The organism is Streptomyces sp. CB02009 (genome assembly GCF_001905825.1).
Taxonomy (GTDB): Bacteria; Actinomycetota; Actinomycetes; order Streptomycetales; family Streptomycetaceae; genus Streptomyces.
Genome location: NZ_LIVV01000009.1, coordinates 187,997 through 203,497, shown reverse-complemented (window position 1 = coordinate 203,497; position 15,501 = coordinate 187,997). Strand labels below are relative to the sequence as shown.

The window sequence follows — 15,501 nt, the reverse complement described above, 5'->3', positions numbered from 1 at the left end:
GCGTGCGGTCAGCCGTTCTCGACAGGCGTGGTGGGGTCGACGGTGCGGACGCCGAAGTGGGCGAGCATCGCCGTACAGGAGCGGCAGGGTGCGGCGTAGCCGCCGTGCAGGGGGTCGCCGTCCTCGCGGATGTGCCGTGCGGTGAGCTTGGCGTGTTTGAGGGAGCGGCGGGCCTCGCCGGGGGTGAGCGGTTTGCGCTGGGCGCGCTTGGAGCGGGCGTTCTCGGTGGCGGTGAGGTGCCGGGAGAGCAGGATCGCCTCGGGACAGCGTCCGGTGAAGCGTTCGCGCTGGCCGCTGGTGAGGGTGTCCAGGAAGTCCTGGACGAGTGCGTGCAGGGCGGGCGGCCGGTCGCCGCGGCCGGCGGTGCACGTGAGGGTCGTCTCGCCGCGGACGGAGAGCGCGGCCCCGACGGTGGGGAGGATGCCGTCGCGGCGCTGACGCAGTAACGGCGCGCGCGTGGTGTCGGCGCTGCTGCTCCAGTTGAGGCGTGGGTCACCCTGTGTGGGTGTCGGTGCTGCGTGCATGGTGCTGGTCTTCCCCTCCTGCAATCCCCCGAGTTGCGTGGACAGCCTGCCAAATAGGGAGCCATATGGGGAAGCTGGGGCGCTGAAACGCCGCTTCGGTGTGTCGGAATCATGGTGCACCTGTCATGGCGTCGTGACAGTTGGTGACCGTCGGATCGGGCCGGTTCGGGCTCTTGTGCCAGCGCATAGGCTGTGCGGCATCAGTCAGGAGCAGCCAGCGGCTGCGGGTAGTAGCAGTCAGCGACGCCAGTGCAGGGGGCAACCGCCATGACGACAGGTCGGCTCGGGCAGGACACCGCGCCACCGAACGCCGCCTATGCCGGGCAGGTCGTGCACTTCCCGGACCCGGTCCGGGCCTCCCGGCATCCGCGAGGGGTGCGGGTGGACGAGTTCGGGCATCCGGACTTCTCGCCGTACGCGCGCGCGGCGGCGGAGATCGCCGAACCGCCGGAGGGTTTCGGCGTCGACGAGCTGCGGCTCACGGACTACGTGTCGGCGAACGCGGCGATGGCGGCGACCGGTCATGAGCTGTGGGACACGATCCCGTCGGTGGCGACGCCGCACGGCTGGACCTGGCACCACGTGGCCCGCAGTCGTCGGATGGAGCTGGTCCCGGTCGAGGTGAAGGCGCTGCTGCGCCATCACGGCGGGGTGGCGACGGCCGCCGTCGACCACATGAAGCGGGGCACGCGTCCGCTGCAGGAGACCCGGCCGGCGCACTTCGGGCTGCCGAAGGGCCTGGTGTCGGTGTCGGAGCAGCAGTTGCAGGGTGTCGAGGAGGATCTCGGCTACCGGCTTCCGGGCGCGTACCGCTCGTTCCTGCGGGCGGCCGGCGGGTGCGCCCCGGTGGGTGCGGCGCTCGACGCGGAGCTGGGGCTCCTGGTCGACCAGCCGTTCTTCACGGTGCGGGAGGAGGCGGGGGTCAACGACCTCGTCTACGTCAACAAGTGCCTCCGTGACCATCTGACCAAGGACTATCTGGGCGTGGCGTTCGTCCAGGGCGGTCTGGTCGCGCTGAAGGTGCGGGGTGAGGGGGTCGGTTCGGTGTGGTTCTGCGCGTACGACGACGCCCGGGACTCCGGCGAGGTCGCGGCGGGCTGGTCGGTGGGTGAGCGGGTGGAGCGGCTGCTGCTGCCCTGTGGTGCGGACTTCGACGCGTTTCTGCAGCGGCTCGCGGGCAATCCGCCGGAGCTGGAGACGGTGGCGAACCTGATGGTGGACGGTGGCTTCGCGCGTGCGGTGCCGGTCGTCCCGGTGGGGGAGTGAGTGGGCTGTGGTGACGTTCGCGCAGGCGCAGGAGCGCGCCGAGGAATGGATCAACGGCGACCTGCCGGCGTATCAGCACCGTGAGGTGCGGGTGCGGGAGTTCGAGCTGGGGTTCGTGGTGTGGGCGGAGGACCGCGAGGGCGGTCCGACGTCGGACGGCGGGCGCCAGCGGCTGGTGATCGCCCGGGACAGCGGTGAGGCGACGCTGTGGCCGGGGCTGCCGGTGGGTGAGGTGATCCGCCGGTACGAGGAGGAGTACGGGACGTCGGAGGACGTTCCGGCGCAGGCGGCCGTGCCGGCGGCGCGGATCGATCTGAACCAGACGTCGTTCCTGCTGAGTCCGCCGGAGTGGCTGCAGGACGCGGCGGACCGGATCGGGCTGCCGAAGCAGCCGAACGCCTCGCAGGAGAGCGGGATCCCGGAGGCGTCCGAGGACGACGCGTCGGAGCCGGTGGCGGCGGCGGAGACGGGGCCCTCGGCCTCGGTCGCCTCCTCTTCCTCCGCGTCGGAGGGTGCGGGGGTGTCCGCGGTGGCGGGTGGCCTCGCGTACGAGCCGACCGCGATGGACGGGGTTCCGGCGGGGACGCCGGGTGTGGGCGCGGGTGTGGGCGCGGGTGTGGCTCCGGCCTCCGCGGCCCAGGCTCCGGCTCCCGCTCCCGCGGCCCATGCTCCGGCCCCCGCGGCTCCGGCGGCCCAGGCTCCGGTGACCGCTGCCGCTGCGGCCCCCGCCGCGCCGGTCGCGCCGCCGGCCGCGCCCCCGGCTCCGCCCGCGTCCGGGCCGGCGCCCGGTCCCGCGCCGACTCCGCCGCCCGCGCCGAGCCCGTGGGCCGATGCCAACGCGAGTTCCGGTGGCGCGGACGGCGCGGTGCCGCTGCCCGCGACCGTGTTCGCGCCCGCGCTGTCGGGGACGGACGACGAGGACACCCCGCCGCCGCAGGTGGGTGCCGACGCGCCGACCGCTCTGATGAAGGGCGGCAGCGCGCTGCCGCCGACCGCCGTGGCGCCCCGGCTCGACCCGGCCGCGCCGCCGCCGGGCGGTGCCGCGCCGACCCCGCCGTCCGCGCCGCACGCTCCCGCGCCTCCGCAGGCCGCGGGTCCCGGCACGCCGCCGCCCCCCGCGCCCGCGCCCTCGGCGCCGGGTGCCCGTGACATCGCGGACGAGGCGACCAGCAAGGCCGCGCTGCCGCCGAAGAGCGGGCGCGGACCGGCGGCGCCCCCGCCGCCGCCGGGAGCGCCGGGCGTCCCCGGCGGTTCGTCGGGTGCGGGTGCGTACATCCCCACCCAGCTGGTGTCGCAGCTTGGTCCCGAGGGGCCCAGGCCGCCCGCGCAGCCGGGTCCGCCCGGTCCGCCGCCCGCCCCGGCCCCGCCCGGTCCGCCGACGCCGCCGCAGCCCGTGCACCACGCGGCGACGATGCTGGCGCACCCGAACCAGGGCGGTCCGGGCGCGCCTCCGCCGCCGCCCCCGCCGCCGGGTGTGCCCGGCACGCCCGCGGGCGGTCTGGAGCACGCCGCGACGATGCTGGCCCACCCGGGTCCGGCCGGTCCGGCGGCGCCGCAGCCCCCGGGGCCGCCGGCTCCGCCGCCGCCGCTGCACGGCGGTCACGCACCGCCGCCCGCACCGGGTCCCGTACCGGGTCCGGGTCCTGGTCCCGTGCCCGGGGCCGTACCTCCCGCGTACGGCTATCCGCATCCGGCGGGTCAGCCGACGGTCGGTCCCGGCTACCAGGCGGTGCTGCGCTATCGCGCGCCCGACGGGTCGGAGGCGCAGATCATCCGGCGTTCGGCGCCGGGCACCCCGCATCCGGAGTGGCAGATCCTGCACGAGCTGCGCGCGATGAACGTGCCGCCGCAGCAGGTGCTGGAACTGCACACGGAGCTGGAGTCCTGCGAGCTGCCGGGTGGTTACTGCGCGCGGATGATCCGGGAGACCTGGCCGCAGGCGCGGATCACCAGCATCGCCCCGTACGGTCGTGATCACGCGGGCCGTCAGCAGGGCATGCAGCAACTCCTGACCCATCAGGGTGAGTTGCACCAGGTCGCGGACGGTCCCGCGCGGCCGGCGCCGGTGCGGGCGCCGCTGCCGCAGGTGCAGCCGGCGCCGCCGGTTCCGCCGGAGGCGATCGCGCAGGAGCTGGCCGGGGCGTTCGGTCCCGGCATCCTCCGCTTCGACCAGCGCGCGGTGTCGCGGCAGGGCGTGCCGGAACTGGTGGCGCGCACGCTGGTGTGGGCGGGTCTGCCGGCGGACTTCGGGCCGTTCTTCTGGGCGCAGCCCGCGGTGCCGGTGGTGCCGACGCTGGCGGAGCTCGCGGCGCAGCGGCAGGTCCAGGCCGCGCCGGACGCGAGCTCGTACCTGGTGCTCGGTTCGGACTTCGGCCGGGCGATCTGCGTCCAGTACGGGACCGCGCACATCGTGGCGGTGCCGGTGGAGGCCGGTCCCGGCGGGCAGCCGGTGCCGCCGCAGTTCGTGAACACCGGGCTGCCGGAGTTCACGCGTGCGATGGCGCTGCTCGGCCGGATGTGGCGGCTGCGGTTCGGGCTGAACCCGGAGCAGGCGGGCCGCTGGACGGTCGACTTCCAGGCGCAGCTGGCGATGCTGGACCCGGCGGCGCTGTCGTCGCCGGAGAACTGGTGGTCGGTGCTGCTCGAGCAGATGTGGGACGGGCTTCTGTAGAAGGTGGGGGCGGGTTTTCCCGCCGACGCCGCTGGACAGACTCTGCTGGACAGAATGTGATGAAAGGCGCTCGACGTGTATGCACGTTGGGCGTCTTTTGTCCGTTCTGATGCAGCATCCTGGACGTTCGGGTCGGGCACAGGGAAGGGGCGCCAGGGATGAGTTTCGCTGTCGGACGGGGGCGCGGGTACCGGCCCGAGCAGGTCGACCGCCATCTCGCCGCGCTCTCCCAGGACCGCGACGGCGCCTGGGAGCGGGCCGCGCGGCTCACCGTCCTCGCGAAGGAGATGGAGACCGAGGCGGCGCGGCTGCGCGCGGCCGTCGAGGCGTTGGTGCCGCACCGGTACGAGACCCTCGGCGACCGGGCGGGGAAGATCCTGGAGCTGGCGGAGCTGGAGGACGAGACGCTCGTACGGGCCGCGGAGGCGGCGGCGCAGTCCCTCGCGGAGGCGGCCGAGGAGGCGGGCCGGGAGGCGGCGGAGGCCGCGCGGGCCTACGCGGAGGGCGTCCGGGCGGCGGCCGACGCGGCGGCGGGCGCGACCCTGGCGACGGCGCGGGCGCGGGCCGAGGAGCTCACGACGGAGGCGCGGCGCGAGGCGGAGGAGCGGCTGACCGGGGCGCGGGAGGCCTTCGAGGAGACCGAGCGGCGCGCGGCGGACCTCCTCGCCGAGCAGGACGCGGAGCAGAAGGCCGTACGGGAGGAGGCGGACCGTACGGCGCAGGGCCGGGCGGCCGCCCTGGACGCCCACCACGGGGAGCTGACCGCTGCGGCGGAGGCGAGGCTCGCGGAGGCGCAGCGGACCCTGGCGCAGACCGAGGAGCAGGCCCGGCACGGCCAGGAGGACGCGGAGGCGCGCGCGGGCGGGCTGCTCGCGGAGGCCCGGATGAGGGCGGAGCGGGTCGAGCGCGAGACCGAGCGGGTGCTGCGGGAGCACGAGGAGGCCCGGGACGAGATCCACGGCCACATGGACCACATCCGCGACTCACTGGCGGCACTGACGGGCCGCGCGGGGACGACGGGCGAGGACGAGGAGTAGCGACGCCGGCGGGGACGGGGAGTAGCGACGCCGGCGGGGACGGGGAGTAGCGGCGCCGACGGGCAGCCGGAGCCGCGCCCGTCCCCCGGCCCGGCCCGGCCCGGCCCGCGCCCGTCCCCCGGCCCACCCCCGCGCCCGCCCCTGACCCACCCCACCCCCGCGCCCCCGAAGCGCCCCGCCCCGCGCGGCCCAACTGCCTAGAATCCCGCACATGTTGATGCGACCCACCGCCGTGAATCTCGACTGCGCCGACCCCCTGGCCCTCGCCGGGTTCTACCACCGGGCCACCGGGATGCCGCTCCACGAGCGTTCGGACGGGGAGTTCGCCGGGGTCGGCGGCGGTGAGCACGGACTGCTCCTCGGCTTCCAGCGGGTCGACGGCTACCGCCCGCCGACCTGGCCCGGCCAGGACGTGCCGCAGCAGCTGCACCTGGACTTCGACGTCGACGACCTGGACGAGGCGGTGGCCCTGCTCGTGGCGTGGGGCGCCACCGTGCCGGAGGCGCAGCCGCGGCCCGACCTGTGGCGGGTGGTGCTGGACCCGGCGGGGCACCCGTTCTGCATCTCCCCGCGGAAGCGGGCGGGCGTCTGACGAAGACCGGTGGCGGCCGGACTTCACCCATCGGATAACCTCCCGTTTCCCAGGGGAGGGAAGATCCACTTGAACAGCACACGCACGCGCGGCCGCCGTCTCGCGGCCGTCGCCGTCACCATCGTCCTCGCCGCCACGGGCGGTGCGCTCACCACGCTCCAGGCGACGGCCGCGCCCGCCGGGCCGGGGGCCGCGCAGGAGGACCAGCAGACGATCGCGCCGTACCCGAAGGGGTACGTGGACGTCATCGGCGGCGGCAGCGCCGGCTTCTTCACCCGCACCCCGCAGACGCGCACGGTCAGCTGGACCCGGTACGCGGACGGCGTCACGACGCCGGTGATCGAGGGCCTGCACACGGGCACGGGCGCGTACGCCGTCTCCTCGGACGTCCTCGTGAGAGGCGACCACGCGAACAGCCTCCTGGCGTCCCGGGTGCTCACGGTCCGCGACCTGGCCGCCGGGGCGCAGCCGTACGTCGTCGACCTCGCCTCGCTGGAGAAGGACGGCGCGGCCTACGACTACGTGGGTGTCGTAGACGGCACGCTCGTCGTCGCCGTGCGGAAGGCGGACGGCACCGTCGATGGCCGGCTGCTCGTCCCCGGCCCGGGGCGCCCGCAGGAGCGGGTGATCACCGGGCTGCCCGGCGACCAGGCCGGCTTCACCGTCGTGCAGCAGGGCGGCACCATGTCCGGATCCGCCCTGCTGTACGTGTCGGCGGGACCGGTGGACGCCCGCCGCTCCACCCGGGCGGTCCTGGACCTCGCGTCCGCCACGGTCACCGACGCCGTTCCGGTGCGCGCCGGCCTGGACCATCGTCTGTCGGGGGCCCTGTCGGCATCGCATGTCGCCTGGAGCGGCCCGGACCTCACGCACCTGGCCGTCGGTCGCCGCGGCTCCGACAGCATGCGGCTCACCACCGTGCCCAGTTACTACAAGTACGGTCTGGTCGGGGACTGGCTGGTCTCCAGCGCGGCCGGCGAGAACTGGTCCCCGTTGCTCGCGGAACGTGCCGACGGCAGCGGCAGCAGCGTGCGGATCCTCGACCGCGTGAAAACGCTGGCACCCGGCCCGGACGGCTCCCTGCTGGTCAGGGGCGGGACGATCGCGCACGGTGAGGGGCTCTACCGCGTCACGGCCGGAGCGGAGGGCGCCCCGGTCGCCGAACTCGTCGCCACCACCGGCGAGCCGACCGCCCTCGTGTTCGGCGGCGCCGACATCCCCGCCACGATCGACCTCGACCGTCAGGACGGCGTCGACCTCCGCTGGCGCCTGTCCCGGCAGGACGCGCACGCGAACGTCACGATCACCCGCAGGACGGGCAGCGGGCGCGTCGATTCGGTCGAGTTCAGGGGCCTGAAGGCCATGGGGGACGACGCCGTCGGCTTCCACTGGAACGGCGAGGACCTCGTCGCCCCGGGGCGCCCCGCCCCGGGCGGCACGTACACCTGGACGTTCGAGGCGAAGCCGCGCGACGGGGTCGGTGAACCGGTCCGTGCCTCGGGCACGTTCACCGTCCGCCGTGCTCCCGGCCTGCACGACTACGACGGCAACGGCGCGCCCGAGCTGTTCGCGCGGAAGCCGGGCGGCGGAACGTTCACGTCCGTCGACATCGTCCCGGGCACGGACGGGACAGGGCCCGCTCTCCGCGAGAAGCGGGCCATCGCCGGGTACGCCTACGACCGGGTCGAGTCCTCGGGCGACCTCACGGGTGCTCCCGTCGCCGACCTCGTGGCCCGTGACGCGAGCGGCGTGCTCTGGCTGCACCGGGGCTCCGGCGACCGGCATCGGCCGCTCCTCGACCCTGTACGGGTCGGCGGCGGCTGGAACACGTACGACCTCCTGGCGGGCGGCAGCGACGTCACCGGCGACGGCCGGGCCGACCTCGTCGCCACCGACCGGGCCGGCGTCCTGTGGGCCTACCCGGGCACCGGGAACGCCACGGCCCCGTTCGGCGCGCGGAAGCGGGTCGGCGGCGGCTGGGGGATCTACAACGACGTGACCGCCACCGGGAACCTCGCCGGAGGCCCCGCCGGCGACCTCCTCGCCCGGGACAGGGCCGGTGTCCTCTGGCTGTACCTCGGCAAGGGCGACGGGACCTTCGCGCCGCGTACGCGGGTCGGCGGCGGCTGGGGCGGGTTCGAGGAGACCGTCGCGATCGGCGACGTGAACTTCGACGGCCGCCAGGACCTCCTCGCCCGCGCCGGGTCCGTCGTCTCCTACTACCTGGGCTCCGGTGACTGGAAGGCTCCCTTCAGAGCCGGCCCCGAGCGCGAGTACACGACGCTGGGCACCGACCGCGTCTTCTGACCCGCCACCCGTTCCGCATCCCGGTCCGCGCGCACGCGCGGACCGGTGCCGGTGCGCACCGGCACCGGCTCCTTCGCCATCCACGGAAAGTACCCGTACGTGAACCACCCCTATCCGCGCGACCGCCGTCTCGCGGCCGTCGCCGTCACCATCGTCCTCGCCGCCACGGGCGGTGCGCTCACCACGCTCCAGGCGACGGCCGCGCCCGCCGGGCCGGGGGCCGCGCAGGAGGACCAGCAGGCTCCCGTCGCCTTCCCGCGCAACGCGGACATCGTCGGCGCGGGACCGAGCGGCTTCCTGTCGCAGACCCGCGGCGGCACGCCGGAGTTCCGCTGGACCTGGTACGCCGACGGCTCGTCGGTCGTCCTGGAGGGTGCCTCCGCCGCCGGGGGCGGCTCGGACCTCGTGGTGACCGGGGACCGGGGCCTGATGACCGTCAGTTCGCTGCTCCGGGTCTACGACATGTCGAAGCCCGCAGCGACGCCGGTGGAGATCGACTTCGACGCCCTCGGCGACTACAGCTTCGCCGGCCTGGCCGGCGACACACTCCTGCTCGAGCGATACGAGAACGGCAGCGGGGTGCAGTACGCCACCACGCTCGACGCCGCGACGCTCGCCGGGGGCACGCCGACGATCCGCAAGCTGGTCGGAGGGGTCCAGATCGACTGCCAGGACGGCGACGGCGTCTGGACCGTCGCGGGCTCCGCGCTCTACGACTGCCGACTCGGGGACGCGCCGCAGATGCGGTCCAAGATCCTCGTCGACCTCGCCTCGGGAACGGACTCCTGGTACGTCCAGAGCAATGACGAGTGGGCCTTCGACGGCTCCGTCTCCGCGACGCACGTGGCCTGGCGGGAGGGACGGCTCGGGGGCGACGGGATCGTCGTCCACCGCCGGGGCGAGGCCCGGGAACAGTGGATCCCCGACGCCGAAGCCGAGGTGACGGACCCCCTTTACCTGGTCGGCAGTTGGATCGCGTCCGGCCAGAAGGCCCACATCGACGGGTCCGCCCCCGGCGACGCGCCCGCCGGCACGGTGCGGCCGTTCACCCTCCAGTCCATCGAGACCCGCGAGAAGACGGCCGTCCTCACCGCGTTCTCCTCCGCCGTCGCCGGTCCCGGCGGCTCGCTGCTGGTGCGCGGTGGCACGCCCGAGCACGGCGAGGGCCTCTACCGGATCTCACCGCGTGCCGACGGCGGCCGACCGGCCGTGGAACTGGTCGCTTCCACGGGGCAGGCGACCCTCCCGACCCTCACCAGCGGCTCCACCGTCCCGAAGACGCTCTCCGGCGACCAGCTCGCGGGCGGGGTCGACTTCAGCTGGAACCTGTCCCGGGGCGACGTCGCCGTACGGGTCGCCCTGAAGCACGTCCGCAGCGGGCAGTCGCTCGTGCAGGAGTGGCCCGCCGGAGCGGCGGACCCCCGCCGGATCGACTGGCACTGGGACGGCAAGGACCCGGAGCGCCCCGCCGGGATGTCGAGCCCGGCCCGTGCCGGCGAGTACGAGTGGGAGATCACCGCCACCCCTGACGACGGCATCGGGGTCCGGCAGAAGCTCTCCGGCCGGTTCACCGTGACCCGGCCCCCCGCGCCCCACGACTTCGACGGCGACGGCACCGCCGACCTCCTCGTCCGCGAGGTCAACGGCGACCTGTGGGAGTTCGGGACCCGGCCCGTCGCGGCCGGCGGTTCCGTCGAGCTCGCGAGCGGGACGCGGGTCGGCGGCGGCTGGCAGTCCTACGACCGGCTCGAAGCCGCGGGGAACATCGCGGGCACGACCGCGCCGGACGTCCTCGCCCGCGACGGTTCCGGCGTCCTCTGGCTCTACCAGGGCACCGGCGACCGGGACGAGCCGCTCTCCGGCCGCACCCGGATCGGCGGCGGCTGGCAGACGTACGACCGGATCGCGGCCGGCAGCGACGTCACCGGCGACGGCCGGGCCGACGTCGTGGCCACCGACAAGGCCGGGGTGCTGTGGCTCTACCCCGGCACCGGGAACGCCACCACCCCCTTCTCCGCCCGCAAGAGGGTCGGCAGCGGCTGGGGCGTCTACAACGAGGTCGCCGCCGTGGGGAACCTCGCGGGCGGCCCCGCCGGAGACCTCCTCGCCCGGGACCGCACCGGCGTGCTCTGGCTGTACCTCGGCAAGGGCGACGGCACCTTCGCCGCCCGCACCCGGATCGGTGCCGGCTGGGGCGGCTTCAAGGACCTCGTGGGTGTCGGCGACGCCAACGGCGACGGCCGGGCCGACCTGATCGCCTCGTCCGGCGGCACCACCCTCTACGCCGGTACGGGCGACTGGAAGGCCCCGCTCAAGGGCGGCGTGAAGACGGACCTCACGAGCGGGGTCCCCTACAACACCGCCTTCTAGCCGCACCCGGCCGCGGAGCGGGCCGGGGGCTCCTCAGGGGAGGGCGCACTCCGCCCACACCGTCTTCCCCGGCGCCCCCGGCCTCGGGCACCAGCCCCAGCGCTCGGCGAGCGCATCGACGAGCAGGAGTCCCCGGCCCCCGTCGCTCAGTTCCGGACGGGGGCCGTCGGGCTCCCCGGGCCGGGGCGGTACGCGCTCGGCACGGGTGTCGCTCACCTCGACCCGGGCGAGCCCGACGGCCACGCGCAGGGAGAGGTGGAAGTCCCGACCCGGTACGTGCCCGTGCCGTACGGCATTCGTCGCCAGCTCGGCCGCGACGAGAACGACGGTCTCGTGCGCGCCGGTCCCGTACGCGACACCCCACTCGTCCAGCCGGACGGCGACGAGCCGCCGCGCGAGCCGGGCGCCCCGGGCGGTCGAGGTGAAGCGGAGGGCGAAGACCCGCCGGTCCAAGTGAGGTGAGACACCATCGAGTTGGGTGGTGTCCGTGGGGCTGAGGTTGTCACTCGTCATGCCCTCCAAGCTCCTCTTGGTGGCGTAGCGTGACCAGTGGTGACGCACTGACGCGACCCGCTTGTACGTGGGGTGCCGGTGCCGGTACGAGAGGTGGGGCGCGGTGGCGGACGAGCAGGCGGAGCCCGGGGCCGACGAGGCGGAGGGCGCCCAGACGGCGGACAAGTCCGGGCAGGGCGTGGTGGCGGCGTTCGGGCAGAGTCTGAAGACCCTGCGGACGCGGGCGGGGATGGAGCGGGAGGAGTTCGGCAAGCGGCTGGGCTACTCGGCGTCGACCATCGCGTCGTTCGAGCAGGGGCGACGGATTCCGCCGCCGCGTGCGATCGACCGGTCGGATGAAGTGCTGGGCGCGGACGGCCTGTTGAAGGTCTGGAAGGACCAACTGGAGAGAGCGCAGTATCCGGCGTTCTTCCAGGGGATGGCGCAGCTGGAGAAGCAGGCGATAGAGCTGCTCGCGTACGACACGCTGGCGGTCAAGGGACTGTTGCAGACCGAGGAGTACATGCGAGCGGTGCTGAGCAACCGGCGTCCGCCGCTCGACGCCGAGACCATCGAGCAGCGCGTGACCGCGCGGTTGGCTCGACAGGCCATCTTCGAGAGGCGACCCGCGCCCTTCCTCAGTTTCGTCATGTGCGAATCGGTTCTGCGGCGCAACGTCGGTGGCAAGGAGGTGCTGCGCGGTCAGCTGGAGCAGCTCCTCCTCGTCGGAGGGCGAAGGAATGTCGAGATCCAGGTCATGCCGCTCGATTGCGAGGACAACGCGGGCCTGGAAGGTCCGTTCACGGTCGTCACGCGTGAGGACGGCAAGAGATTCGTCTACGCCGAAGCCCAGAGCACCAGTGCCCTGGAGACCGACCCCAAGCAGACGGTTCTTGCCGCCGCTCGCTATGGGATCATCCGGTCGCAGGCTCTCAGCCCGCGAGAATCACTGGAGTTGATCGAGAAACTGTTGGGAGAGCTATGAACAGCGCGGAACCCCTCGCCTGGTTCAAGAGCAGTTACAGCGGCGGTGACGGCGGTGACTGCATCGAGGTCGCGACCCGCGCGGGAGCCGTCCACGTCCGTGACTCCAAGGACGTCTCCCGGCCGGCCCTCCACGTCTCGCGCGAGGCGTGGGCCGGATTCGTCGGGCTCGCCTCGGCGGAGTAGTACAACCGCCGTCTGTACGCGTCAGCCCTCCGCGCTGCGCCGTTCCCCCTCCTCCAGGACCGGGAAGCGGCGCGGCGCCAGGGTGAGGAGGACCAGGAGCGCCAGGGCCGCCGCGCCCGCCGCGCCCACGAAGACGTAGTCGACCGCCGCGTCGACCGCGCGCCGCAGGCCGTCCATCGCCCCGGCCGTCAGGGAGCCGGGTGCGTCGAGCGCGCGGGCCAGGGTGTCGAGGTCGCCGCCGCCCAGGCGGGCGGCCAGGACGGCGTTCGCCACGGCGCCGAACAGGGCCGCGCCCACGCTCTGGCCGACCTGGCGGCAGAAGAGGACCGACGCGGTGGTCGTGCCCCTCTCCTCGTACGGGACGGTCGACTGCACGCCCACGATCAGCGGCAGTTGGAAGAGGCCGAGCGCCCCGCCCAGGAGCAGCATGATCAGTGCGGGCTGCCAGGGCTCCCCGGGGAACGGCAGGAACGGGAAGGCCAGGAGCAGCAGCAAGGCCAGCGAGATGCCGATGACGGCGGTGAGGCGGAAGCCGATCCGGCCGTAGATCCGGTTCGAGAACGCCGCGCTGATGGGCCAGCTCAGGGTCATCACCGAGAGGACGAACCCGGCCGCGATCGGCCCGAGGCCGAGGACGGACTGCGCGTACGTCGGCAGGAAGACCGTCGGCGCGACCATGAGCAGGCCCAGCGCGCCCAGCGCGAGGTTGACGGCGGATATCGTGCGGCGGCGCCAGACCCAGCCGGGGATGATCGGCTCGGCGGCGCGCCGTTCGATGACCACGGTCGCCGCGCCGAGGACGGCCGACCCGGCGAGCAGTCCGAGGGACGGGGCCGACAGCCAGGGCCAGGCGACGCCGCCCTGGACCAGTGCGGTCAGGAGCAGGGCCCCGGTGGCGAAGACGGCGAGCGCGCCCGCCCAGTCGACGCGTACGCGCGCGCGTGGCGCGGTGCGGGCCGGTTCCTTCAGGTGCCTGACGATCAGCCACAGCGCCACCGCCCCGACCGGCAGGTTGATCAGGAAGATCCAGCGCCAGTCGGCGTACCCGGCGAGGAGTCCGCCGGCCGCCGGGCCGGCGACCGAGGACGCGGCCCACACGGAGGAGAGCTTCGCCTGGATCTTGGGGCGTTCCTTCAGCGGGTACAGGTCGGCGGCGATGGTCTGGATCGTGCCCTGGAGCGCGCCGCCGCCGAGGCCCTGGACGACGCGGAAGGCGATGAGGGAGGCCATGTTCCAGGCGGCCGCGCACAGCAGGGAGCCGATGAGGAAGAGGACGACCCCGGCGATCAGGACCGGCTTGCGGCCGAAGGTGTCGCTGAGCTTCCCGTACACCGGCAGGGTGACCGTGACGGCGAGCAGGTAGCCGGAGAACAGCCAGGAGAAGACGGCGAGTCCGCCGAGGTCGCCGACGATCTGGGGGACGGCCGTGGACACGATCGTGCCGTCGATGGCGGCGAGGCCCATGCCGAGCATGAGGGCGGCCACGACGGGACCGCGGCGGTGGGGCGCCGGCGGGCCGGGTGGGGAGGCGGTGGCTCCGGCCTTTCCGGCGGGGGTGCCCGCCGGTGTCGTGGAGGACTCGGTCACCGCAAGAACCCTTTCTTCGTACACCTAAATGTTCGCTGGACAGGGTCTCACCCGTACCCGAGGTGGAGGAAGCCCCCGAGGCGTTCCGTTCCCCGCCGCGTGCCTCCGGGAGATCCGTGCCCCTGACCCGCACCTCGGGGATCTCCCCGATGGCGCGGGCGGGCGCGGACGACGACGATGCACCGCATGACCGAACCCGCCCTGCCCGCGCCGACCGGGTCGCATCCGGTCGGCACCACGTCGGTGCACCTCGAGGACGTCTCCCGCCCCGACCCGTGGGTCGCGGACGCGCCGACGCGCGAGCTGATGATCACGATCTGGTACCCGGCCGCGCGCCCGTCCGGACCGCGCGCCCGGTACCTGACGCGGGCCGTGGCGGCGGAAGTCCTGGCCGGGCGGTCCGTGGGAGTCGACCCCGACGTGCTGAGCTCGGTGCGCACCCACGCCTTCCCCGACGCCCCGCCCGACCCCGCGCTGAGCGGACTGCCGCTGATCGTCCTCTCGCCGGGCTTCACCCGGCCCCGCGCCACGCTCACCTCGATCGGCGAGGACCTGGCCAGCCACGGCTATGTCGCGGTCGCCGTCGACCACACCCACGAGACGGCGGCCACCGCCTTTCCCGACGGCCGGGTGGTCGGCTTCGCCCTCGGCCACGGGTTCGCGCGCACCCCCGAGTTCTGGCGCAAGGTGAAGACCGGCCGCGCCCGCGACGTCTCCTTCGTCCTGGACCGGCTGCTCGGCGGCGACCCGCCGTGGGACGGCGCGGCCGCGCTGGCCCCGGACCGGATCGGCATGGCCGGACACTCCGCGGGCGGCGCGGCCACGCTCGCGGCGATGGTCGCGGACGAGCGCATCCGCGCGGGCGCCGACGTGGACGGCAGCACCGACTCCCTGATCCCGGACACCGGCCTGGACCGCCCGTTCCTGTTCCTCGGCCGGGACGGCCAGTACGCACCCGGCGACGGGCCCGCCGCGGACACCTGGGCCCGGGACTGGGCCCTGCTGACCGGCTGGAAGCGCTGGCTCGTCGTCGCGGGCGCCAGACACCCGTCCTTCACCGATCTCGGCCTGCTGGCCGACCAGCTCGGCATGCCGCTCGGCGCGGCCACCTCGGGGCTGCGCACCACGGCGATCACCCGCACCTGTCTGCGCGCCTTCTTCGACCAGCACCTGCGCGACGCTCCGCACACGTGGTTCGACGCGTCGATCGCGGACCACCCCGAGGTGCGATCCGCCGCACCGCCGCGGCCGGGCGGCGGCGCCCAGAAGTGAGGGCCTCCACCTTCGGGTGGAGGCCCTTTTGCGTGTCCGGTGCGGCTGACGGCGAGGTCGGAGGCGTCGGGTGGCGGTGGGCGTACGTCCGGGGTGGGGGACGGGGGGTTCCCCGGGTGGACGCCCCTTAGGGGGATCTCCCCCATACGGGCCAGGGGCCGTTCGTCCCGGCGGAGGAGGAGAACTCCGCGCCCCGCTCCTTAACTTGAACTT

12 protein-coding genes are annotated in these 15,501 nt (G+C 74.4%); 9 read left to right on the top strand and 3 right to left on the bottom strand.

Annotation, left to right across the window (positions count from 1 at the left end):
• Nucleotides 1–8 precede the first annotated feature (8 nt).
• A complete protein-coding gene (locus AMK27_RS31605; RefSeq protein WP_073916023.1) occupies nt 9–524 on the bottom strand; it encodes a YwqJ-related putative deaminase in 516 nt (171 codons plus the stop codon).
• Nucleotides 525–791: 267 nt separating this feature from the next.
• Here AMK27_RS31605 and AMK27_RS31600 point away from each other — a divergent pair, with 267 nt between their 5' ends.
• The 6 genes from AMK27_RS31600 (at nt 792) to AMK27_RS31575 (ending at nt 10,767) form a co-directional block, all read left to right on the top strand.
• A complete protein-coding gene (locus AMK27_RS31600; RefSeq protein ID WP_073916020.1) occupies nt 792–1,790 on the top strand; it encodes an SMI1/KNR4 family protein in 999 nt (332 codons plus the stop codon).
• Nucleotides 1,791–1,797: 7 nt separating this feature from the next.
• Nucleotides 1,798–4,461 carry an SUKH-4 family immunity protein gene (locus AMK27_RS31595; protein WP_073915983.1) on the top strand — a complete coding sequence of 888 codons (2,664 nt, stop codon included), beginning with the start codon at nt 1,798–1,800 and terminating at the stop codon, nt 4,459–4,461.
• A gap of 158 nt (nt 4,462–4,619) precedes the next feature.
• Nucleotides 4,620–5,498, top strand: coding sequence for a cellulose-binding protein (locus tag AMK27_RS31590; protein ID WP_073915981.1), 879 nt, complete (start codon nt 4,620–4,622; stop codon nt 5,496–5,498).
• 211 nt (nt 5,499–5,709) lie between these two features.
• Nucleotides 5,710–6,090 (top strand): VOC family protein, encoded by a 381-nt coding sequence (locus tag AMK27_RS31585; protein ID WP_073915978.1) that lies wholly within the window; start codon nt 5,710–5,712, stop codon nt 6,088–6,090.
• A gap of 69 nt (nt 6,091–6,159) precedes the next feature.
• Nucleotides 6,160–8,397, top strand: a complete 2,238-nt coding sequence (locus AMK27_RS31580) for an FG-GAP repeat domain-containing protein (RefSeq protein WP_073915976.1) — start codon at nt 6,160–6,162, stop codon at nt 8,395–8,397.
• Between the two features lie 51 nt (nt 8,398–8,448).
• A complete protein-coding gene (locus tag AMK27_RS31575) occupies nt 8,449–10,767 on the top strand; it encodes an FG-GAP repeat domain-containing protein (protein ID WP_241847661.1) in 2,319 nt (772 codons plus the stop codon).
• A 33-nt stretch (nt 10,768–10,800) separates the two neighbouring features.
• On the opposite strand, the gene AMK27_RS31570 is transcribed toward AMK27_RS31575, so the two are convergent.
• On the bottom strand, nt 10,801–11,280 hold the full coding sequence (locus AMK27_RS31570; RefSeq protein WP_198955968.1) for an ATP-binding protein: 480 nt from the start codon (nt 11,278–11,280) through the stop codon (nt 10,801–10,803).
• 103 nt (nt 11,281–11,383) lie between these two features.
• Between AMK27_RS31570 and AMK27_RS31565 the strand changes: the two genes are divergently transcribed.
• Together AMK27_RS31565 and AMK27_RS31560 are read left to right on the top strand one after the other, a co-directional pair.
• Nucleotides 11,384–12,244, top strand: coding sequence for a helix-turn-helix domain-containing protein (locus AMK27_RS31565; RefSeq protein WP_073916575.1), 861 nt, complete (start codon nt 11,384–11,386; stop codon nt 12,242–12,244).
• Nucleotides 12,241–12,429, top strand: coding sequence for a DUF397 domain-containing protein (locus AMK27_RS31560; RefSeq protein ID WP_073915971.1), 189 nt, complete (start codon nt 12,241–12,243; stop codon nt 12,427–12,429). Before AMK27_RS31565 ends, AMK27_RS31560 begins: the two co-directional genes overlap by 4 nt.
• Before the next feature lie 21 nt (nt 12,430–12,450).
• Here the strand turns inward: AMK27_RS31560 and AMK27_RS31555 are convergent, their stop codons facing one another.
• Nucleotides 12,451–14,016, bottom strand: coding sequence for an MFS transporter (locus AMK27_RS31555; RefSeq protein WP_073915968.1), 1,566 nt, complete (start codon nt 14,014–14,016; stop codon nt 12,451–12,453).
• A 186-nt stretch (nt 14,017–14,202) separates the two neighbouring features.
• On the opposite strand from AMK27_RS31555, the gene AMK27_RS31550 reads away from it, so the two are divergent.
• Nucleotides 14,203–15,288, top strand: a complete 1,086-nt coding sequence (locus tag AMK27_RS31550; RefSeq protein ID WP_241847660.1) for an alpha/beta hydrolase family protein — start codon at nt 14,203–14,205, stop codon at nt 15,286–15,288.
• Nucleotides 15,289–15,501: the final 213 nt, after the last annotated feature.